The organism is Acetobacter sp. AC2005, assembly GCF_037901235.1.
GTDB classification, from domain to species: domain Bacteria; phylum Pseudomonadota; class Alphaproteobacteria; order Acetobacterales; family Acetobacteraceae; genus Acetobacter; species Acetobacter oryzoeni.
On record NZ_CP149628.1, the window covers coordinates 37,616 to 58,994 of the forward strand.

The following is a 21,379-nucleotide window of genomic DNA, read 5'->3' on the forward strand; positions in this document are numbered from 1 at the left end:
TCCAAAAGGGCACTTAGGAACAAGTGCTGTCCTTGTCTGCTTCCTATCTGGCAGCATGATCCGTACATCGAAAGGTGATGTTGCAGTAGAAGATATCCAGATTGGCGATCAAGTCGTTACTTTTGACTGGCGAAACAATCAGGATGTCATTCGTCCAGTCATATGGACAGGCAAAGGACACTGCAAAGTACGATTTGACCTCCCCGACGATGAGGCAGGCTGCCGGTCGCGTAATCAAGAACGCGATCTCTGACGGCGTTCCCTATAAAGACATGCTGATTACTGCCGAACATTGCTTGTTCTTCAGAGACCGTTTTGTCCCCGTTCGTATGCTGGTCAATGGTGTGTCTATTCTATGACAAGTCCATTACTTCTTACGATTACTATCACGTAGAAACAGAACAGCATTCTGTCATCACCGCTGATGGCATGCTCACAGAAAGCTATCTTGATACCGGGAACCGTTCATCCTTCCGTCAGGAAGGCAAAATCGCAACTCTGCGCGGAGCGGTAAAGAACTGGGCCGATGATGCCGGTGCGCCATTGGGCGTGGAACGCTCCTTTGTAGAACCGCTCTTCCGGGCTCTGGAATGGCGTGAAAACAGTGTTGTGGGCACCAAGATCTCGACGACAAAAATCGAAACGACAACGGATCCTGACCTACATCTTATCACTCAGACAGGCGCTGTGATCCGTCCCATGCGTAAGACCGCGCATCACTACAGCTTCATGCTACCACCAAATACAGAGTCTGTGCGGGATCGTCTCGCGTTCTACCCGTCCATCAGACGTGATTGGCCCGTTTGTCGATGATCGTCGCTATATGGGCGTGGCCGTAGCAGATGTGCAGCTTCAATGTGCCAAACAGCAGTTCGATATTACTTCTCACCTTCAGGACGAAAAACCTTCGGGTTGGCACGATACCGACTGGACGGACTGCGCATGGACCAATGGGAATGCTGAGCTCCCGTTAGGTGATCACCTGACACACGGTAAAATGGGCATTCTCTCCATGACTATCCGTGCCGCAGGCCCCTATCTGCTCAATACTCATCAGACTTCTGATGTGAAAAACAGACCGCTTGATCCCTGTTAACAGAGCAGGTGAAAATCGGGGCTTTCTCCTTACCGGGAAAGCCCTTTTCTTATGAAAATTTATTTCTCATCAAATACTACTGTGCATCCGGCTTCACCGTAATCACACAAGACTTCGGGTGTCCGGCCTGGGTCGCTGCGATCTGACAGTCCTGGATCTTTGAGTGATTATCCTGCATCAGCTGATCCTCCCACATAAAACCGCTCCATTGCTTAGGCCGGGCATCCTTCATCATAGCTATTGCGGACTCCCACCGATCCTGCCCCCCAACAATGAACGAAGCCACACGCTCATCAAAATTCTTCCAGGTGGAGGGTTCGAAAAACCCGCTGGTTTTGAAACCAGCTCTGTGATTCCATTCGTCCGGTTCTGACTGAGGGAATGGCGGTATGAAGCAGACGGGATTTTTTGACGTTGAAGAGCGGCTTGCCCGCTTGAGCGGGCTTGGTGATCAGCTCGAAGCATTTTCCCGGACTGTGGATTTTGAAGTCTTCCGCCCTGACCTGGAGAAGGCTCTGGCGTATTCTGACGGCAGCAAAGGCGGACGACCGCCATTTGATCCTGTGCTGATGTTCAAGATCCTGGTGATCCAGACGCTCAACAATTTGTCTGATGAGCGGACGGAATATCTGATCAACGATCGCCTCTCCTTTATGCGTTTCCTTGGTCTGGGACTTTCAGATCGGGTGCCGGATGCCAAAACGGTCTGGCTGTGTCAAAAGCGTCTGACCCAGGCGGGTGCGATCGATGGGCTGTTCAACCGCTTTGATGCCACCCTGCGCAACGCCGGGTATTTGCCGATGTCAGGCCAGATCCTGGATGCCACGCTGGTAGCGGCTCCGAAGCAGCGGAACACCAATGCAGAGAAAGCCGATCTTCGGGAAGGACGTATTCCTGAAGACTGGCAGGACAAACCCGCAAAGCTGTCGCACAAGGATCGTCATGCGCGATGGACACTGAAGTTCACGAAGGCGAAGCGGCAGGATGATGGAACCATGCCATCCAGCGATCTCGCCATCCCGTTCTTTGGCTATAAATCGCAGGTATCGATAGCGGTGCCGGGTTTGATGCCATGGAGAAAGTCAGAGAAGCGCAGGCTTCGAAAACGTGCTTGTGGATCAGACCCGGTTCCCGGCATGCCGGGAACCGGGTCTATACTGTCAGGATGAACCAGGCCGGTTCGGGGCTAAAATCCCTGAGAGATCCGCCGATCGTCTCGTCTCCGTGAAGCATGAACCCGGCCCGGCCGCGCTGACGGGGCAAGAGTAACATGATTGTGGCGTCTGCTTTGAGTGAAGTTGATCGGCCACGAATGACACACCTGACTGTGACCGCAGCGTTGGTTCCCTCACCAGAAAGGATCGACCATGACATTCCGTACCATTGGTATTGATCTGGCCATTCGCGGAGATCACCTCGCTCAGATCTATGACGATGGCCGCCCTAATGGCCGTGCAATTCGTTTCAGGCATGATCAGCCCTCACTTGCCGCCTTTGTTCAGACTGCCGTGATGGGGCTGAGGGCGGATGACCACATTCAGGCCATCATGGAGCCAACCGGTATGAGCTGGTTTCCTGTTGCCCACCACCTTGCGGATGCTGGCGTCACCGTAGCCCGCGTCAAGGGAAAGCGGGTCAAGGCTCTACGCCGTTACCTTTCCGAACACGCCAAAACAGATATGGCTGATGCCCAGATCCTGGCGGCCATGCCATCATTTGGTGGACCACGCCTTGATCCAGTCCATATTCCGGATCCACGAAGCCACGCTCTTCAACGTCTGACCAAACAGAGAAGCCGCTTTCAGAACGAGATCGCGGATGCCAGGCGGCGTTTGCTTGATCTCATTCGTTGGGCATCCCCCAGGCTTGAAGCAGTCTTGCCCGACTTAGGAACGCGGCTCTCTTTGGCCCTGTTGCAGAAATGGTTTCACCCCTCGGATGTTTTGAAGGCGCGTCGTACGACGCTCGCCAAATATGTTGCAGCCCATGCGGGAGGGAACCATCCGCGCAGTGGGCCCTTTGTGGAAACGCTGATCACAGGGTTGCGTGAAGCGGCGCAATACGCTCAGGACCTTCATGGGACACACATTGATTTTTCGGAACTGCAGTTCGAGATCGCGATGGAAATTAAGAATGTTCTGGCGAAAATTCAGACTGTTGGAGATCTTGAGCGGCATATTGCTGACCTCTACAAACACCTCGACCCACAGGGTCTTGTGCTCAGTATTCCGGGTGTCGGCCGTCATCTCGCGCCGACCCTGATTGGTATCTTGCAGAACATTGAGCGGTTTCATTCTGAAAAAACATTTACGGGGTTTTTGTGGCCTGTTTCCCAGAAGGGCTGATAGTGGTGGTGTGGAGCGAGCGGGCCAGACCCTGACCCAGGGTGGCAATAACCGCATCAAACAAGCACTTTATCTTGCTGCTGATACGGCACGAAAAACAGATCCTGAACTGGCAGAACTTTATTGGAGGCTGATGACAGTGAAAGGTCATCATCACAAACAGGCTTTATGGGGTCGTTTGCGGGAGGGGGCGAAATCCTACGCTAAGCTGAGAACGCGCTTCCCATAATCCCTGAGCTCGCCCTTCGGTCCGACATATCTGTATAGAGTGACGCGCTCGATCCCGAGTTCCTTGCACAGATCGGAAACAGACGTGTCGCGCTGCGCCATGGCGGCCTGGGCGAGACGCACCTGTGCTTTGGTCAGGGCGAATTTTCGCCCTCCCTTTCGTCCGCGCGCTCTGGCTGCGGCAAGGCCAGCCATGGTGCGCTCGCGGATCAGATCCCGCTCGAACTCGGCCAGAGTGGCAAAGATACCGAACACCATGCGGCCGGATGCGGTTGTGGTGTCGATCTGAGCGCCTTTTCCGGTCAGCACACGCAGGCCGATCCTGCGGTCTGACAGATCCTTCACGGTGTTGACCAGGTGGGCGAGCGAGCGCCCGAGGCGATCGAGTTTCCAGACCACCAGCACATCGCCGTCGCGCAAGGATTTGAGGCATGCAGCTAAGCCGGGCCGATCATCGCGGCTACCGGATGCACGATCATCATAAATATTACCTGGCTCGATACCGGCGGCACGCAGGGCGTCGTGCTGGAGGTCGAGGGATTGGGAACCATCGGCTTTGGAGACGCGGGCATATCCGATCAGCATGTTTCTTAAACGTTGGTTTGAAGCGGTGACGAACATGAGCACATAAGCTTGCACTATTGTGTATCTTAACCAGCATCGCAATCAAACTATCTCAAACCTTACCTTGGAAAGAATAAGGAGCATGTATGCCGCGTCGCGTGACCCTGACCGATCGACAGCGCGAGGCGCTGTTTCACTTACCGGTCGATCAAGGTGATCTGCTGCGGCACTATACCCTTAGCGATGAGGATCTCGGGCATATCCGCCAGCGCCGGCGCGCCCACAACCGTTTCGGCTTCGCGCTGCAACTGTGCGTCCTGCGCTACCCGGGCCGGGTACTCACCCCTGGCGAGCTGATCCCGGCACAGGTATCGGATTTCATCGCGGCCCAGCTCGGGCTGAGCCGTGACGATCTACTCCTCTATGCCGCGCGCGAGGAGACCCGGCATGAGCATCTGGCGGACCTACGCCGGATCTACGGCTATCGCTCCTTTTCGGGGCGGGGCGCACGGGATTTGCGCGATTGGATCGCTCGGGAAGCCGAGGCGGCGACATCGAATGAGGATCTTGCCCGTCGCTTCGTTGCAGAGTGTCGCCGCACCCGCACAATCCTTCCCGGTTTCTCAACGATTGAGCGCCTTTGTGCCGATGCACTGGTCAAGGCCGAACGCAGGATCGAAGATCGTATCGCCCATCGCATAACACCAGCCCTGAGCGAGAATTTGGCTCATCTGTTAGAGAATACGGTGGATGGTCGCATCACCCGCTTCGTATGGCTGCGACAGTTCGAAGTTGGCGCAAATTCGGCGGCGGCCAATCGGCTGATGGATCGACTGGAATATCTCCACAAGTTCGATCTTCCGGCAGATTTGCTGGACGGCGTTCCCGCGCATCGTGTGACCCGCCTTCGCCGGCAGGGCGAGCGCTATTACGCCGACGGCATGCGCGATCTGCCCGAAGGCAGGCGGCTTGCAATCCTCGCTGTCTGCACCATGGAATGGCGGTCATCTCTGGCTGATGTCATCGTGGAGACCCACGATCGCATCGTAGGCCGTCTCTATCGGGTCTCCGAACGCCTTTGCAGCACCAAGATCGCCGACGAAAAGGCGGCCGTTCGGGACACGCTGAAGTCTTTTGCTGAAATCGGTGGTGCTTTGCTTGGAGCGCAGGACGATGGCGCATCCCTGGACGGGATAATCACCACCGGTCCAGGCTGGGAACGGTTCAGAACCCTTGTCGCCACGGCCTCTGCGTTGACCAATGTGCTCGCTGCCGACCCGCTCAGCCGTGTGCTGGACGGCTATCATCGCTTCCGCCTCTATGCGCCCAGGATGCTGCGCCTGCTCGACATGCAGGCGGCGCCGATTGCCAAGCCTCTTCTGACGGCTATCGCGCTGCTACAGAGCGGGATCAAATCCGATCCTCCTATGGATTTTCTACGTCCCAACTCCAAATGGCATCGCCATCTTCGCGCTGCGCCCGCCGGCGACTACCGACTTTGGGAAATCGCGGTGCTGTTCCATATCCGCGACGCTTTCCGGTCCGGCGACATATGGCTGGCAAAATCGCGCCGCTATGGCGACCTCAAGCAGATCCTGGTCCCGCCACAGGCGATAGAGCAGACCGCGCGGTTCGCTGTGCCGCTGCAACCCGGCGAATGGCTTGCCGAGCGCAGGGCTCGACTGGATACACAACTGAAGGCGCTTGGCCGCGCGGCGCGAACCGGTACGATCCCAGGCGGCATCATCGAGAACGGCAAGCTGCACATCGACAAGCTGAAGGCTGACACACCCGAAGGCACTGAGGATCTCGTACTCGATCTCTATCAACAGCTCCCGTCCACGAGGATCACCGATTTGTTGCTGGAAGTCGATGAGCGAACCGGATTCTCCGAGGCTTTCACGCATCTGCGCACTGGCGTGCCTTGCCGCGACCAGATCGGCCTGATGAACGTGTTGTTGGCGGAAGGCGTCAATCTTGGTCTACGCAAGATGGCAGCGGCGACCAATACGCACAGCTTCTGGGAATTGCTGCGGATCGCACGCTGGCATGTCGAAGGCAGCGCCTATGATCGGGCGCTCGCCATGATCGTGGAAGCCCATGCCGCTCTGCCTATGTCCGCCTTCTGGGGACAAGGGAAATCCGCATCCAGCGACGGGCAGTTCTTCCTTGCTACCGAGCAGGGCGAAGCGATGAATCTGATCAACGCGAAATATGGCAACGTCCCAGGCCTCAAGGGATACAGCCATGTGTCCGATCAATATGCACCCTTCGCTACCCAGGTCATCCCGGCAACGGTCAGCGAGGCACCTTATATACTCGATGGGCTGCTCATGAATGACGCAGGCCGCCGCGTCCGCCAGCATTTTGCCGACACGGGTGGCTTTACCGATCATGTGTTCGCCGCCAGCTCCTTGCTCGGCTACAGGTTCGCACCGCGTATCCGAGATCTCTCTCAGAAAAGACTCTATGCCTTCACGCCCAACGCGACGCCCGCCAATGTGCGAGCGCTGGTTGGCGGCAAAATCAATGAACCGCTCATCGAGCGCAACTGGCCCGACATCCTGCGCGTCACGGCAACGATCGCAGCGGGCATCGTCGCCCCCAGCCAGATTCTTCGCAAGCTCGCTTCCTACCCGCGCCAGAATGAGCTGGCCCTCGCATTGCGGGAGATCGGTCGCATCGAGCGCACCCTGTTCATGATCGACTGGATTCTCGACGCCGGTCTCCAGCGCCAGGCTCAGATCGGTCTCAACAAGGGCGAGGCCCATCATGCCCTCAAGCGCGCCATCAGCTTCCATCGTCGAGGTGAGATACGCGACCGCTCAGGCGAAGGGCAGCACTATCGTATTGCCGGCATGAACCTGCTCGCCGCCATCATCATCTTCTGGAACACCATGAAACTCGGGGAGGTCGTGGACAGACGCGCCGTGGACGGCATCATCATCCCGCCTGATCTCCTCGCCCATGTCTCACCGCTGGGATGGGAACACATCAACCTCACCGGCGAATATCGCTGGCCTAAATCCTTAGCGTAGGATTTCGCCCCCTCCCGCAAACGACCCCAATTAGAGACGGAAGCAGATCTGGCCACCATACGAGTTCAACCCATCCTTCCCCAGCATGGTATCGGCATCGGCCGACCCATCTCATTTCTGTGCGAATGGCATGAGTTGATCTGGAGCTTTGCAGAGCAGGGGGTTCGTAGAAAGTGATCTTCCGATTGAAGAGTGTCTTGGTGGCCTCTTGGAGTGCTTCGTAAGCAGCATTCATTTTGCAGGAAGCTATCTCGGCATATTCTGAGGCAGTGATTTTAGTGCGTGGTAGTTCCCCTGCTTTCAAAGCGGTTCGACTGTCGAGCTTTGATACGGCACACATCACTATTCGCTTCTCGGCCAGAGTGAGGCCGTGACCTGCTCGAATCAGAGCATTGCTCATCGTCACCCATCGCTCCCCGGAAGGTCTGTTAGGGTTATCAGGGCGATAGTTCGTCAAGGCTGGTTCGGTCTTTGGAGGCATGAATAACTCTCCCACTCTCCGGGTTGATCGCCCGTGCTCGAATGGAGAGAGAATAGAGCAATTCTCCCCAAAAATATCAAAGGGAGAATTGTGGATTAAACCCGGAAAAAGGGAGATCAACCCGGAAAAAGGGAGATTAAACCCGGAAAAAGGGAGATAAGGCATATATAACTATATGATTTGAAAGGATAAATTACCTATAAACAAGTAAAAACAAGAAAAAAACCAATCGGCTTGTGGGTAAAAGCCTATGCCGACGGCTACGCCGGCCTACGGCGCTCCCGCTCCGCGCTCGCTCGTCATTTGAACACAGAAGTTAGGTGGCAGATTGTTTTTGCTTAAGGGGAGTTAATTGAGCAATTTCAACACTCAAGAAACAAAAGCAGAAGCACTCAGACACCTTATTTAGTATAAGGAACCCAAACAGCGACAAAATAGGGTGATCGAAGAGTGGTGGGTAGCCGATATATTAGCGGAAAACAGGCAACGGCTTATCTAAAGGCGATGCTCCACGACCGAGAAAACGGGCAGAAGCTAAACCTTTCAATCACACTCAATTTTGCATGCACTGATAGTGCTGCCGGATCAGCCAGCTACGCTATGCAGCGACTAGTTAGCGATAGGTTTAACCGGTGGTTCCGATATCAATCAGTAAAGGCTGTGCGGAAAGGAAAAGCCCCTTACGGTCCTGCTATCTACACATGGGTAGCCGAATCTAAAGGAGGTAAGCATTTCCACTGGTGCCTCTATATGCCGGAAGAATTGCGCGAAGAATTTGAGAAAAAACTTCCAAAGTGGATTGAGAATATTGTTGGACCAATAAAAGACTTGGGCGGCTGTATTAATATAAAAGAAATCTATGGTGTTATGGGTGTTGCCCGTTACTGCATGAAAGGCATCAGCCCTATTCAGGCTGGCCGACGCCATATTCGTCCAGAAGAGCAGGGAATAGTTTACGGGAAGCGTGTTGCAATAAGCCGTAGCCTCGGAAAAAAAGCCCGTGCAAAAGCCTTAGAAGCGGATGTCAAACCTCCCCTTAAACTTGCTGCATAGCGTAGCTGGCTGATCCGGCAGCACTATCAGTGCATGCAAAATTGAGTGTGATTGAAAGGTTTAGCTTCTGCCCGTTTTCTCGGTCGTGGAGCATCGCCTTTTAGCTTCGGTGATGACATTTAGTGCGTGCATTATGCCGACTTCTGAACCGTCTTCTCGCGCCATTTCAAGCAATGCAGTTTGCACTTCAGGATCACGTGCGGCCTCGATGGCGTCGAAAGTAATCAAATGGTCTGCCGCATACGAATGCAATGGTCTGTCAGAACCTGTCATCGGATATCCGTTTATGTTGGCCTCGTAGAGGAAAGGATACGAAAGAAGGTGCAAAAGAGACAGGGTTAGAAAGTTGAGCGGGGACAGAGGGGACAAGCCCGGGGACAAGCCCGGGGACAAACCCGGGGACATGATCGGGGACAATCAGGGTCATAACAGGGTCACAGGTGGGGACAAAATTTTGACAGACCATTGCACCCACTTGGTGCGAGGGCTTGGTAAAAATGATCCTTTCTAAGAAGGGCGCACTTATACAAACTTTTGTTTGTGTGCATCGGTATCGAGATGTTTTGTCTCTGGGAGAGGCATCAGAAAAGTTTGCCCTGATCACTCTGCTTGAAGTCAAATCGTATCTTAGCAACCCGTCTACCAGCTTTAATCGGTCGCCATTTTATCTCCCAGTTATCTTTCTCAATCAGCTCTTTCACGGCGGGCTGAATAATTTTCGTTCGTATTTTTCCGAAGTCTGATTTTTGTTTCTCTGTGGCGTTCATAGAGGCTGCAAAGTCTTCCACGCTGTATTCGGCCCACCCGGTAGTTTTGTAGCGTGTAAGAAGCTCTAGAAGGCGCCAGGAGTAGACTGAGCGCAAAGCATGGGCTTGCTGTAGCTGATAAGTCGTAAACTGCTTCTTGAGGCCAATTAGGGGTCGTTTGCGGGAGGGGGCGAAATCCTACGCTAAGGATTTAGGCCAGCGATATTCGCCGGTGAGGTTGATGTGTTCCCATCCCAGCGGTGAGACATGGGCGAGGAGATCAGGCGGGATGATGATGCCGTCCACGGCGCGTCTGTCCACGACCTCCCCGAGTTTCATGGTGTTCCAGAAGATGATGATGGCGGCGAGCAGGTTCATGCCGGCAATACGATAGTGCTGCCCTTCGCCTGAGCGGTCGCGTATCTCACCTCGACGATGGAAGCTGATGGCGCGCTTGAGGGCATGATGGGCCTCGCCCTTGTTGAGACCGATCTGAGCCTGGCGCTGGAGACCGGCGTCGAGAATCCAGTCGATCATGAACAGGGTGCGCTCGATGCGACCGATCTCCCGCAATGCGAGGGCCAGCTCATTCTGGCGCGGGTAGGAAGCGAGCTTGCGAAGAATCTGGCTGGGGGCGACGATGCCCGCTGCGATCGTTGCCGTGACGCGCAGGATGTCGGGCCAGTTGCGCTCGATGAGCGGTTCATTGATTTTGCCGCCAACCAGCGCTCGCACATTGGCGGGCGTCGCGTTGGGCGTGAAGGCATAGAGTCTTTTCTGAGAGAGATCTCGGATACGCGGTGCGAACCTGTAGCCGAGCAAGGAGCTGGCGGCGAACACATGATCGGTAAAGCCACCCGTGTCGGCAAAATGCTGGCGGACGCGGCGGCCTGCGTCATTCATGAGCAGCCCATCGAGTATATAAGGTGCCTCGCTGACCGTTGCCGGGATGACCTGGGTAGCGAAGGGTGCATATTGATCGGACACATGGCTGTATCCCTTGAGGCCTGGGACGTTGCCATATTTCGCGTTGATCAGATTCATCGCTTCGCCCTGCTCGGTAGCAAGGAAGAACTGCCCGTCGCTGGATGCGGATTTCCCTTGTCCCCAGAAGGCGGACATAGGCAGAGCGGCATGGGCTTCCACGATCATGGCGAGCGCCCGATCATAGGCGCTGCCTTCGACATGCCAGCGTGCGATCCGCAGCAATTCCCAGAAGCTGTGCGTATTGGTCGCCGCTGCCATCTTGCGTAGACCAAGATTGACGCCTTCCGCCAACAACACGTTCATCAGGCCGATCTGGTCGCGGCAAGGCACGCCAGTGCGCAGATGCGTGAAAGCCTCGGAGAATCCGGTTCGCTCATCGACTTCCAGCAACAAATCGGTGATCCTCGTGGACGGGAGCTGTTGATAGAGATCGAGTACGAGATCCTCAGTGCCTTCGGGTGTGTCAGCCTTCAGCTTGTCGATGTGCAGCTTGCCGTTCTCGATGATGCCGCCTGGGATCGTACCGGTTCGCGCCGCGCGGCCAAGCGCCTTCAGTTGTGTATCCAGTCGAGCCCTGCGCTCGGCAAGCCATTCGCCGGGTTGCAGCGGCACAGCGAACCGCGCGGTCTGCTCTATCGCCTGTGGCGGGACCAGGATCTGCTTGAGGTCGCCATAGCGGCGCGATTTTGCCAGCCATATGTCGCCGGACCGGAAAGCGTCGCGGATATGGAACAGCACCGCGATTTCCCAAAGTCGGTAGTCGCCGGCGGGCGCAGCGCGAAGATGGCGATGCCATTTGGAGTTGGGACGTAGAAAATCCATAGGAGGATCGGATTTGATCCCGCTCTGTAGCAGCGCGATAGCCGTCAGAAGAGGCTTGGCAATCGGCGCCGCCTGCATGTCGAGCAGGCGCAGCATCCTGGGCGCATAGAGGCGGAAGCGATGATAGCCGTCCAGCACACGGCTGAGCGGGTCGGCAGCGAGCACATTGGTCAACGCAGAGGCCGTGGCGACAAGGGTTCTGAACCGTTCCCAGCCTGGACCGGTGGTGATTATCCCGTCCAGGGATGCGCCATCGTCCTGCGCTCCAAGCAAAGCACCACCGATTTCAGCAAAAGACTTCAGCGTGTCCCGAACGGCCGCCTTTTCGTCGGCGATCTTGGTGCTGCAAAGGCGTTCGGAGACCCGATAGAGACGGCCTACGATGCGATCGTGGGTCTCCACGATGACATCAGCCAGAGATGACCGCCATTCCATGGTGCAGACAGCGAGGATTGCAAGCCGCCTGCCTTCGGGCAGATCGCGCATGCCGTCGGCGTAATAGCGCTCGCCCTGCCGGCGAAGGCGGGTCACACGATGCGCGGGAACGCCGTCCAGCAAATCTGCCGGAAGATCGAACTTGTGGAGATATTCCAGTCGATCCATCAGCCGATTGGCCGCCGCCGAATTTGCGCCAACTTCGAACTGTCGCAGCCATACGAAGCGGGTGATGCGACCATCCACCGTATTCTCTAACAGATGAGCCAAATTCTCGCTCAGGGCTGGTGTTATGCGATGGGCGATACGATCTTCGATCCTGCGTTCGGCCTTGACCAGTGCATCGGCACAAAGGCGCTCAATCGTTGAGAAACCGGGAAGGATTGTGCGGGTGCGGCGACACTCTGCAACGAAGCGACGGGCAAGATCCTCATTCGATGTCGCCGCCTCGGCTTCCCGAGCGATCCAATCGCGCAAATCCCGTGCGCCCCGCCCCGAAAAGGAGCGATAGCCGTAGATCCGGCGTAGGTCCGCCAGATGCTCATGCCGGGTCTCCTCGCGCGCGGCATAGAGGAGTAGATCGTCACGGCTCAGCCCGAGCTGGGCCGCGATGAAATCCGATACCTGTGCCGGGATCAGCTCGCCAGGGGTGAGTACCCGGCCCGGGTAGCGCAGGACGCACAGTTGCAGCGCGAAGCCGAAACGGTTGTGGGCGCGCCGGCGCTGGCGGATATGCCCGAGATCCTCATCGCTAAGGGTATAGTGCCGCAGCAGATCACCTTGATCGACCGGTAAGTGAAACAGCGCCTCGCGCTGTCGATCGGTCAGGGTCACGCGACGCGGCATACATGCTCCTTATTCTTTCCAAGGTAAGGTTTGAGATAGTTTGATTGCGATGCTGGTTAAGATACACAATAGTGCAAGCTTATGTGCTCATGTTCGTCACCGCTTCAAACCAACGTTTAAGAAACATGCTGATCGGATATGCCCGCGTCTCCAAAGCCGATGGTTCCCAATCCCTCGACCTCCAGCACGACGCCCTGCGTGCCGCCGGTATCGAGCCAGGTAATATTTATGATGATCGTGCATCCGGTAGCCGCGATGATCGGCCCGGCTTAGCTGCATGCCTCAAATCCTTGCGCGACGGCGATGTGCTGGTGGTCTGGAAACTCGATCGCCTCGGGCGCTCGCTCGCCCACCTGGTCAACACCGTGAAGGATCTGTCAGACCGCAGGATCGGCCTGCGTGTGCTGACCGGAAAAGGCGCTCAGATCGACACCACAACCGCATCCGGCCGCATGGTGTTCGGTATCTTTGCCACTCTGGCCGAGTTCGAGCGGGATCTGATCCGCGAGCGCACCATGGCTGGCCTTGCCGCAGCCAGAGCGCGCGGACGAAAGGGAGGGCGAAAATTCGCCCTGACCAAAGCACAGGTGCGTCTCGCCCAGGCCGCCATGGCGCAGCGCGACACGTCTGTTTCCGATCTGTGCAAGGAACTCGGGATCGAGCGCGTCACTCTATACAGATATGTCGGACCGAAGGGCGAGCTCAGGGATTATGGGAAGCGCGTTCTCAGCTTAGCGTAGGATTTCGCCCCCTCCCGCAAACGACCCCATTTGGGGCAGGCGACCGGGCCATCGCGTCGTTTCGCGGGAATGGCTGGCCGTGCTCCCATGTCCCATATCCGTTCACGAAAGGCATTCGACGCGTAACCCTTGTCCGCTACTACCCACAGGGGAGTGGCGGGAAGGCTGTCGAGCATGGCTGGTGCCAGAGGCAGTTCATGAGCCTGTCCAGGGGCCAGCGCAAAACCGAAGGCTTTTCCATGTCCATCAGCGATCACGCAGACTTTTGTGCCATAGCCGCCGCGAGAGCGGCCAAGTGCTTCACGATGGTCTCGCTCTTCGAAAGAGGCCCCTTTTTTTGGGCTCCCGCCGCTTTGTGGTGAGCCCTGATGTTCGTGCCATCCAGAAAAGTCATTCCGAATGCCACTCCCTGTTGTTCCTGAACCAGTGCGAGCAGCCGCTCCCATACGCCGAGCTTCGCCCAGCGGATGAAAAGCTGCGCAGCCCGCCACCACGGACCCAGTTCAGCGGGGATACTCCGCCATTTCGCGCCATTCTCATGACGCCAGAAAATCGCTGCTATCGTCCGCCGCAGATCATGTGGCGGCGTCTTGCCCCTCGGGCGAACCTCCTCAATCAGAGGTTCCCAGATCGCCCATGTCTCGTCCGTAAAGGTGCCTGTTCTGTCTCCTTCTTCCATCCCTACAATATGGGAAGAAATTCAAGATCTAACAGGCCCTAGTTAAATTCTGAAAATTTCTTTCAATATCCTCTTTTTGATATTTTGTTTGCTTCTTATCTCCAACATATGGAGGATTGCCACAGATATATGTCTCAGAATCTTTTTGAATTGGGCATATTTTAAACCAGTCTTTCTCCAATGCATTTCCGCATACGATGTGTCCTGTATCCTTCAGGGGCAGCACATTCAGGCGGGCCTGTTTCTGGTCGATATGGATTTCATCACTCTGGAACTCAGCGATCAGAAGAGACAGGCGCGCGATTTCCACCGCAAAATCACGGATCTCAATCCCATAGAAATTGGCCAGCGGGATGACGGATTTCCGTTCCGCCCGCTCGATCTTCAGCCGGTCATCAATCTCGCTCTGAATATCCCGCATGTCCTTATAGGCAATCACCAGGAAATTGCCCGATCCACAGGCTGGGTCAAACACCCGAATGCTGGACAGACGCACCTTCAGGGCATGCAGCTTTTGAGTATTCTGGCCTGCCTTTTCCAGCTCCTCACGCAGGCTATCCAGAAACAGCGGATTAAGCACTTTGCGGATGTTGGGCACGCTGGTGTAGTGCATCCCCAGCGCACCGCGCTCTCCTTCATCGGCCACGGCCTGGATCATGGACCCGAAGATATCCGGGTTAATCTGCGCCCAGTTCAGCTCCCCGGCACGCAGAAGATAGGTGCGGGCCAGTTTGTTAAATTTCGGGCAGTCCGTTGTCCCGGAAAACAGGTTCCCGTTTACATACGGGAAATCCCTGGCCCAGGATTTAACCCCGCCCTTTTCGCGGTCGTCATTGCGCGTATCCAGATCCATCGTCCTGAACAACTCAGCCATGACCTCATGCGTCTGATCCGTGGCCCCCTCCGTCATGGTCTGAATGGTTCTGGTGAACAGATTGTTCAGGAAGATCCCGGTATCCTCGGCAAAAAAGCAGAAGATGAGACGCGCCATGAAATGGTTCATGTCGTGGCGGCGTTCTTCCGTTGCCCAGTCGGGGTTTTCCTTCAGAAGCTCAACATAAAGACGGTTCAGACGTGACGTAGCCTTAACGTCGATCGGGTTGTTCTTGATCTTCTGAACGGTCGTAATGCCCGCCAGGGGCAGGAAAAACCCGAACCGATCGGCCAGATGCGTGAACACATCTGTAATGTGCTCATCTTCCGTGCGGTCTTCCGCCTCAAACGTCACCCCATCCGTGGCCAACAGAAACCGTGCCTTGGCCGACTGGGTCTTGGGGCTTTCCCGAAGCAGGTTCAGGGTCTGGGCAACCTGGCCTTCTGGGCAGACTGCTAAATGAATGTTGTTACGCTGAAGCACTGCTCCAGAAACGTCCGAGCGGTTATCCTTGCGAAGCCGCTTGATCGTGACATCGCGGTTTCCGAACGCTTGCAGGAACTCGAAAGGAAATTCCCCGGGATTAAAAGGGGCTTCGGCAATCCGGGAGACAGCTTCTTCAATCTCAACAGGATTCATGCATAAAATTCCATACGTTCGAAAAACAGATCATACACCTCATGCGCCACCTGACACCTCCAGGAAGAGGCGGACCAGAGGTGCGTTGATATAATAATTGCTCCGCCCTGAGCGGTGCTTGGACAGCAGACCTTTCTCTGAGAGCTGATCGAGATATTTCCCTGCCGTCTGACGCGCGATACTCAGGTCCGACTGGACATACTCGATTTTCGTGTAAGGGTGCCGGAACAGGTTGTTCAGCAGCTCCTGGCTGTAAATCTTGGGCAGTTCCGTGCGCATCCGCTGCTTCATGGTGGCCATCTGCGCCCACATGCCCTCAATCAGCTCCAGAGTGATCCTGGATGTCTCGGCCACGGCACGCAGCATGTAGAGGATCCACGCTTCCCATGCGCCTTCATCCCGCACCTTCTGCAACAGACGATAATATTCATCCTTATGGCGTGTGATGTAGCGCGACAAATAGAGGATCGGGATATCCAGAAGACCGGTCCGGGTCAGATACAACACATTCAGAATCCGCCCGACACGGCCATTCCCATCGGGGAAAGGATGGATGCTCTCAAACTGATGGTGGATCAGGGCCATCTTGATGAGCGGATCCAGGTCACAGAGCCCGTCATCATTCACGAAGCGCTCCAGATCCGACATATGCCCGATAATCTCCCGCCCATCCTGAGGCGGCACAAAGACCACTTCCCCCGTGCGCTCGTTCTTCAGGGCCGTTCCCGGGGTGTTTCGAAACCCATCACTCCGCTTCTTGAGCCTCTGGAAAATCGCGATCAGCCCCTTGTTCAGGATCAGCCCGTCGGTTTCTTTCAGCTGCTGAAACCCAAGATGCAGGGCATCGCGATACAGAGCGACTTCCTTGGCCGCCACTGAGTCCGGCCCCTCTGGAAACAGATCGGCCTGGAAAAGTTCATCCTGGGTGGTGACGATATTCTCGATTTCCGAAGACGCCTTGGCTTCCTGCAAAGCCAGCGTATCAATCAGGATCCCCTGATTGGGAATGGTTGCCGCCCGCCCCTTCAGTTCCGCCAGAGCCTTATTGGCCTCGACCAGCGCCCTGAGAACCGGAACCGTTTCTATGTCCGTCTGAGGCGGCAAAGGTCGAATAAGGTAGGTTGGCGTTAACATGACATCCTGACGTGGTAGCAATATGTGTTTTTTCTAACACGTCAGAATGATCCGTCAAAGAAATCCGGTTTCTTTGACATATGACGGTCTGCTAACTCCCAAATTCCAAAGCAACCTCCTGTATCAGGTCAGTGCAACATGACCTTTCCTGCTTAACGTAAGATTTCGCTCTCTCCCGGGAATGTTTCCTTTTTAACAATTTTCCAGACAGAAAGACGTCTCCATCAGACATGCAACACATCAGTCTATTCATCTGACAAAGAAGCCACACGGCTACCTTGATGCATAATGTCGGTAATCCCGACACCCTTTCCAAAGGGAGCCAGAATCCTGACTCCCTTTGTTTGTGTATCCTCAATATAAGCCTAATTTTGTAAAAGGATGTGGTTAATAACCACACCCTTTCTCCACCGGCCTGATCCTGACAGCGAAGCCGCCGCACTGAGGGTGCAATGGTGTATGAAGGCCCTAAAAAACCCTACGGCAGACCCGGCGGCAATCATGCGGCAACCCCAACGGCAAGGCTACGGCAACCCTACGACGAACCCATCGGAACCCCTACGGCAATGAGACGGCAACACGAGGTTAGAGCCTATTTTCGATGGCCTCACGCATATCAGCGCGTAACTCTTCAAGAGAGATCAGGCCTTGAATGAATCGGGCGTTCGCGTCCTCAAGTAGGGCGTCGTGAACATAGCCTTGCCGGAAATTGGAAGCCCTAGCTTCTTCGACTGCCCGTCGACGGCGTTCGCACTCTTCCATCAATTTTCCTCCAATCTGCGCCAGAAGTGTTCCATTTCTGTGGGGTTTCCGCTCCACCTAATTTCGGCCCTTCATACACCGACCTCATCTAGACCTAGCACTGACTATCGATTTGCCCCTGCATTGACCTAACTTCCGACCTCATTCTGACCTATGATCTGTCCACACTTTGACCACACATATTTCAGGGTCTTCATACACCATTGCACCCTCAGTGCGGGCGGCTCCGCCGCCAGGGACGGGCAGGCGGAAAAGGGAGCCAGAATCTTGGCTCCCTTTGCGGATTTTGGCTGCATGTAAGGGTAAACGGAGAAAGGGGGACGGTTAGTAACCGCTCCCTTTGGGGAGCGGCTGGGGTTGCCTTCTGGGAAGTTTCGGCCAATCATGGCCCCAGAAACGGGGAAGGCCCGGTGCAGCAACACCGAGCCTTCCAACAAACCCACCCCGTGACCTACACCCGGTGGGCCTGCTACTTCCGAGGGGTAAGAGATAACCCAGTTCTGGGTTTCCCCTCAAGAGGAGATAGGTCCGCAGGGTTGAAAGATCGACCGTGACCTTAGTAAAAAATCGAGTTCCAGCCCTCTCTCACGATCACAACGCTATCCCTCGGCATACGTTGAAAAGCCTTTTCCTGTCCGATGTGGACAGACTGGCGCACGAAAGTGCGTGTTGCGTACGCTTGGGGTGAACACCTATGGAACGCTCTCGCAGAGTCCCTACTGTGAAAGACGTGCTTATGCCGAAATCGGTAGCGTTCGACGCGGATTTCTCACACTTGAGGCAATTTCGGGTCATTTTGTAGAATTCAGTCATCCCACAGGAGCCCGATCTGGAATATTGACGATATTCTGCTTCTGGCGGCGGGTTCTGAACGCAGTGAGGGTGTCACGGCCTGAGAAGGCAGTGTTGGTGGAAGCTATGTGGTCTGTGCACTGTCTGTTTCTTCAGATGGCCTGCCGGAGCCTTCGCAATCGTGCATGAGCGAGGGCGAATTCGTGCTGACAGGGGAACATGTCCGGCATGAACAGGACAATCCGACGGACGCTGAGCGTTACACGTGTCGCGATTTTGAGCAGTCGTGCGCGTATGGTGCCACAGGTCGCCGTCTCCAGGCTGGTCTGGCCAAGGGCCAGTCTTTGCAGAGCGGTCAGCAGGACATAGGCTGCGGCCGAGAACCACAGCCGGAGCTGGTTGGCCCGGATGGTGTGGGACGAGGTCCTGTCTGAGAACAGATCCATCTGGCATTCCTTGATGCGGTTTTCCATATCCCCGCGTGCGCAGTAAATCTGTTCGTAGAGATGGCGAGGGTCGGACATTCCCTGCGGTAGCGTGGTGACAATAAAGCGATGATAGCGGTTGCCGTGGCGCCATTCGGCCTTGGCCACGACCCGCCTGCGGCGCGTCCAGCTGTCCTTTGTGATCCAGTCAAAGGAGGCGAAACCGCGCGCAGCTCTGCCTGTCGTGGCGGCTTCGTCACGAACCTCAGCGGACAAAGAGGCAATCCGGTCATACAGGCGGGTGTTGCCTGCAAGCCCGAACAGGAAGTCAACGTGGTTGTCTTCGCACCATGTCATCAGACTGTCCCGGGCGAAACCGCTGTCCCCACGCACCAGGATACGCACCCGGGGCCAACGGCTCCTGATCTGCTCCACGATCCGGCGGATGTCTGCCAGTGCTTCCTTCCCCGGGTCCCTGTCTGCCGTGCGCAGGGTAGCGCTGAGGAGATGGTCCCCGCAGATGGGGTGGTTGCCGTCCTCCCCGCACGGCATCGCAATGTGCCAGAATGGTCGTTGAGTAAAAACAACCGCGTGAAAGGACGGCAGATGAAGGATACAGTGATTGGCGTTGATCTGGCAAAGACCATTTTCCAGGTTCATGGAGCTTCGCGTGCGGGCGAGGTGATGTTTCGCAAAAAGCTGCGTCGTCAGCAGTTTATGCAGTTCATGGCAACGCAGCCGCCTGCTCTGGTCGTTCTTGAAGCGTGCGGGAGCGCGCATTACTGGGCCCGCGAACTGGCGGCATCTGGTCACGAGGTCAGACTGATCGCTCCGCAGTATGTGAAGCCTTTCGTGAAGCGGCAGAAGAACGATGCTGCCGACGCGGAAGCGATCGTCATTGCGGCCCGTCAGCCGGAAATGCGCTTTGTCGAACCGCGCACTCAAGCGCAGCAGGCCCGAAGCGTTCTCTTTCGCTCCCGCGAGCGTCTGGTGCACCAACGCACGGAACTGGTGAATGCCCTGCGTGCCGTTCTGTATGAATTCGGTCTCGTCGTGCCACAGGGGATTGCGCATATCAAACGCATTGAGGCCATGCTGGATGAGGCAGTTCTGCCAGAGCTTGTAAGGCAGGAATGCCTTGATCTGCTGCAACAGATTTCGGAGCAGAGTGTGCGAATTGATGCCAGAACAAAGAAGATCAGGATGCTTGCCCAGGGAAGTGAAACCGCCTGCAGATTGCAGAGCATGCCTGGAGTGGGTCCTCTGACCGCTCTTGCGGTTGAGGCTTTTGCGCCTGACCTGCAGACCTTCCGGCGCGGGCGCGACTTTGCTGCGTGGCTGGGACTGGTGCCCCGGCAGTTCTCATCTGGCGGAAAGGAAAGGCTGGGGAGGATATCAAAAGCCGGACAGGCTGATATCCGCAGGCTTCTCATCATGGGTGCCATGACCCAGGTGAACTGGGCCAGTCGCAAGGGCCCAGCACCGGGAAGCTGGCTGGCACGGATGCTGGCCCGCAAGCCCCGTATGCTGGTAGCGATTGCCCTGGCCAACAGGATGGCAAGGGCAATCTGGGCCATGGCAACGAAACAGGAGGATTATCGGGATCCGGCCCTGTCCGTGGCAGCCTGAGCGATGGCTCGGCTCCCGCGGATGGAACCGGTAGGGGTGTGAGAGGGCGATGACCTGAATGGGCGCATGATCGTTTGATCCGGATCGGAAAAACCAGTATGTCTTTTCGTACTTTCAAGCACGCCCCGCAGATTTGGATCTGATCCGCTGATCACCATACCGGCCAGTGGCTTCTGAAAGGCCACATCAACAGGCCTTACAGAAGACCGCACACGATCACACGTCAATATGGGTCAGAAAACTCTTGCATAACGGACGGCAACCACAGAAGAAGACATACAGGGGAAGATAGCAGTTATGGCCGTAATATCCATGAAAGGCGCGGCCTTCCTGATGGCCATGGATACGGTCATCGGTGGCATCCACATCCAGAACGATCCGGGCGGGTGCGTGCTCATGCTGGTCAAGGAAGAGCGTGACGAACAGGGTAGCCAGGGCCTCATGATCAGCAATGATCCGACAGTAACGATCTGCCTGCTGCCCACTGCGCTCCAACCGGTTCAGTGTAGATTTGCCAGCCAATGCTGCGCAGTTTGCCCGGCCTCCTGACAGACGGCCCGAGGCCAGACCAAAGATCAGGTCATGCCGCAGGGCATCGTGATCATTGAGATCTTCATAGCCCAGTGCCAGGCCCATGATCCGCTGACGGACAAGGTCTTCAACCCGGTATTCCACAAAGCCGGGATGCCGCTTATCGCGAAAACAGGCAGCAAAGCGGCGGCTGAGACCCAGAATGTCATCAGCCTGCTTCACCAGAATGACGCCCCCATCCGAACTCATGCGACCCCCGTCAAAACGGGCCACAACACGCCGTCCACAGGAGGCTGGAAACTCATACGGCCTGCGCTACACTCTGTCTGCATCGGGTTTTCTTGATGATTATGGAAATTTCTTTTGTGCAAAACAGACTTTTTCATAATCTAACCCGATGTACAACCCTTCTGTGAGATTTCCGCGTCGACATCCTGTGGCGGGGCGAGCGCCGGATGCGTCACTGGGGTGTAGATATTGGCACTGTTTCGTAAGAGATACATGCCACAAATTATAATGCGTTGTGCCTCGTC

At 56.0% G+C, this 21,379-nt stretch carries 14 protein-coding genes and 6 pseudogenes; 8 read left to right on the forward strand and 12 right to left on the reverse strand.

Features of this window, described 5'->3' with window-relative positions; translation table 11 throughout:
• Positions 1–28 precede the first annotated feature (28 nt).
• A pseudogene (locus QQM41_RS15170) lies at positions 29–1,096 on the forward strand (Hint domain-containing protein); the annotation flags it as partial.
• A 76-nt stretch (positions 1,097–1,172) separates the two neighbouring features.
• Here QQM41_RS15170 and QQM41_RS15175 read toward each other — a convergent pair.
• Complete coding sequence (locus QQM41_RS15175; RefSeq protein ID WP_339078289.1) at positions 1,173–1,382, reverse strand: DUF6118 family protein; 210 nt, start codon at positions 1,380–1,382, stop codon at positions 1,173–1,175.
• A gap of 103 nt (positions 1,383–1,485) precedes the next feature.
• Here QQM41_RS15175 and QQM41_RS15180 point away from each other — a divergent pair.
• From QQM41_RS15180 to QQM41_RS15190, 3 genes and pseudogenes are all read left to right on the forward strand, one after another.
• Positions 1,486–2,148 (forward strand): annotated as a pseudogene (locus tag QQM41_RS15180) (transposase); the annotation flags it as partial.
• Between the two features lie 315 nt (positions 2,149–2,463).
• On the forward strand, positions 2,464–3,441 hold the full coding sequence (locus tag QQM41_RS15185; protein ID WP_339078290.1) for a transposase: 978 nt from the start codon (positions 2,464–2,466) through the stop codon (positions 3,439–3,441).
• Entirely contained in the window at positions 3,377–3,670 is a 294-nt protein-coding gene (locus tag QQM41_RS15190) for a transposase (protein WP_339078291.1), read from the forward strand. The genes QQM41_RS15185 and QQM41_RS15190 overlap by 65 nt, the downstream gene beginning before the upstream one ends.
• Here the strand turns inward: QQM41_RS15190 and QQM41_RS15195 are convergent.
• Positions 3,640–4,254: a recombinase family protein gene (locus QQM41_RS15195; RefSeq protein WP_010512305.1), complete on the reverse strand. Its 615-nt coding sequence runs from the start codon at positions 4,252–4,254 to the stop codon at positions 3,640–3,642. The two genes, QQM41_RS15190 and QQM41_RS15195, sit on opposite strands and share 31 nt — an antisense overlap.
• 125 nt (positions 4,255–4,379) lie before the next feature.
• On the opposite strand from QQM41_RS15195, the gene QQM41_RS15200 reads away from it, so the two are divergent.
• Entirely contained in the window at positions 4,380–7,271 is a 2,892-nt protein-coding gene (locus QQM41_RS15200; RefSeq protein ID WP_061507276.1) for a Tn3 family transposase, read from the forward strand.
• On the opposite strand, the gene QQM41_RS15770 is transcribed toward QQM41_RS15200, so the two are convergent.
• Positions 7,255–7,917 carry a replication initiation protein gene (locus QQM41_RS15770; RefSeq protein ID WP_408874591.1) on the reverse strand — a complete coding sequence of 221 codons (663 nt, stop codon included), beginning with the start codon at positions 7,915–7,917 and terminating at the stop codon, positions 7,255–7,257. The two genes, QQM41_RS15200 and QQM41_RS15770, sit on opposite strands and share 17 nt — an antisense overlap.
• Positions 7,918–8,502: 585 nt before the next feature.
• Between QQM41_RS15770 and QQM41_RS15205 the strand changes: the two genes are divergently transcribed.
• Positions 8,503–8,805: a hypothetical protein gene (locus tag QQM41_RS15205; protein WP_339078292.1), complete on the forward strand. Its 303-nt coding sequence runs from the start codon at positions 8,503–8,505 to the stop codon at positions 8,803–8,805.
• 60 nt (positions 8,806–8,865) lie between these two features.
• On the opposite strand, the gene QQM41_RS15210 is transcribed toward QQM41_RS15205, so the two are convergent.
• The 3 genes from QQM41_RS15210 to QQM41_RS15220 all read right to left on the reverse strand — a co-directional run bounded on the left by QQM41_RS15210 (position 8,866) and on the right by QQM41_RS15220 (position 12,641).
• On the reverse strand, positions 8,866–9,078 hold the full coding sequence (locus QQM41_RS15210; protein WP_339078293.1) for a hypothetical protein: 213 nt from the start codon (positions 9,076–9,078) through the stop codon (positions 8,866–8,868).
• A gap of 308 nt (positions 9,079–9,386) precedes the next feature.
• Positions 9,387–9,593: a replication initiation protein gene (locus QQM41_RS15215; protein ID WP_339078294.1), complete on the reverse strand. Its 207-nt coding sequence runs from the start codon at positions 9,591–9,593 to the stop codon at positions 9,387–9,389.
• Positions 9,594–9,749: 156 nt separating this feature from the next.
• On the reverse strand, positions 9,750–12,641 hold the full coding sequence (locus tag QQM41_RS15220) for a Tn3 family transposase (RefSeq protein ID WP_061507276.1): 2,892 nt from the start codon (positions 12,639–12,641) through the stop codon (positions 9,750–9,752).
• Positions 12,642–12,766: 125 nt separating this feature from the next.
• On the opposite strand from QQM41_RS15220, the gene QQM41_RS15225 reads away from it, so the two are divergent.
• Complete coding sequence (locus tag QQM41_RS15225; RefSeq protein WP_010512305.1) at positions 12,767–13,381, forward strand: recombinase family protein; 615 nt, start codon at positions 12,767–12,769, stop codon at positions 13,379–13,381.
• Between the two features lie 26 nt (positions 13,382–13,407).
• Here QQM41_RS15225 and QQM41_RS15230 read toward each other — a convergent pair.
• The 5 genes and pseudogenes from QQM41_RS15230 to QQM41_RS15250 form a co-directional block, all read right to left on the reverse strand.
• Positions 13,408–14,060 (reverse strand): annotated as a pseudogene (locus QQM41_RS15230) (IS5 family transposase); the annotation flags it as partial.
• 37 nt (positions 14,061–14,097) lie between these two features.
• Positions 14,098–15,573 (reverse strand): annotated as a pseudogene (locus QQM41_RS15235) (DNA methyltransferase); the annotation flags it as partial.
• Positions 15,574–15,612: 39 nt separating this feature from the next.
• Positions 15,613–16,707 carry a Fic family protein gene (locus tag QQM41_RS15240; RefSeq protein WP_339078295.1) on the reverse strand — a complete coding sequence of 365 codons (1,095 nt, stop codon included), beginning with the start codon at positions 16,705–16,707 and terminating at the stop codon, positions 15,613–15,615.
• Between the two features lie 585 nt (positions 16,708–17,292).
• On the reverse strand, positions 17,293–17,469 hold the full coding sequence (locus tag QQM41_RS15245) for a hypothetical protein (RefSeq protein ID WP_157885570.1): 177 nt from the start codon (positions 17,467–17,469) through the stop codon (positions 17,293–17,295).
• A gap of 944 nt (positions 17,470–18,413) precedes the next feature.
• Positions 18,414–19,205: pseudogene (locus QQM41_RS15250) on the reverse strand (IS1380-like element IS1380A family transposase); the annotation flags it as partial.
• Positions 19,206–19,292: 87 nt separating this feature from the next.
• On the opposite strand from QQM41_RS15250, the gene QQM41_RS15255 reads away from it, so the two are divergent.
• Positions 19,293–20,315, forward strand: a complete 1,023-nt coding sequence (locus QQM41_RS15255) for an IS110 family transposase (RefSeq protein WP_339076906.1) — start codon at positions 19,293–19,295, stop codon at positions 20,313–20,315.
• 261 nt (positions 20,316–20,576) lie between these two features.
• Here the strand turns inward: QQM41_RS15255 and QQM41_RS15260 are convergent.
• A pseudogene (locus QQM41_RS15260) lies at positions 20,577–21,178 on the reverse strand (IS1380-like element IS1380A family transposase); the annotation flags it as partial.
• Between the last annotated feature and the right edge of the window lie 201 nt (positions 21,179–21,379).

Bases quoted from the DNA above. Each gene is read 5' to 3' on its own strand.
- QQM41_RS15185 (WP_339078290.1), top strand. From the start codon at position 2,464: ATGACATTCCGTACCATTGGTATTGATCTGGCCATTCGCGGAGATCAC.
- QQM41_RS15195 (WP_010512305.1), bottom strand. From the start codon at position 4,254: ATGCTGATCGGATATGCCCGCGTCTCCAAAGCCGATGGTTCCCAATCC.
- QQM41_RS15200 (WP_061507276.1), top strand. From the start codon at position 4,380: ATGCCGCGTCGCGTGACCCTGACCGATCGACAGCGCGAGGCGCTGTTT.
- QQM41_RS15770 (WP_408874591.1), bottom strand. From the start codon at position 7,917: ATGCCTTATCTCCCTTTTTCCGGGTTTAATCTCCCTTTTTCCGGGTTG.
- QQM41_RS15205 (WP_339078292.1), top strand. From the start codon at position 8,503: ATGCCGGAAGAATTGCGCGAAGAATTTGAGAAAAAACTTCCAAAGTGG.
- QQM41_RS15210 (WP_339078293.1), bottom strand. From the start codon at position 9,078: ATGACAGGTTCTGACAGACCATTGCATTCGTATGCGGCAGACCATTTG.
- QQM41_RS15220 (WP_061507276.1), bottom strand. From the start codon at position 12,641: ATGCCGCGTCGCGTGACCCTGACCGATCGACAGCGCGAGGCGCTGTTT.
- QQM41_RS15225 (WP_010512305.1), top strand. From the start codon at position 12,767: ATGCTGATCGGATATGCCCGCGTCTCCAAAGCCGATGGTTCCCAATCC.
- QQM41_RS15240 (WP_339078295.1), bottom strand. From the start codon at position 16,707: ATGTTAACGCCAACCTACCTTATTCGACCTTTGCCGCCTCAGACGGAC.
- QQM41_RS15245 (WP_157885570.1), bottom strand. From the start codon at position 17,469: ATGGAAGAGTGCGAACGCCGTCGACGGGCAGTCGAAGAAGCTAGGGCT.
- QQM41_RS15255 (WP_339076906.1), top strand. From the start codon at position 19,293: ATGAAGGATACAGTGATTGGCGTTGATCTGGCAAAGACCATTTTCCAG.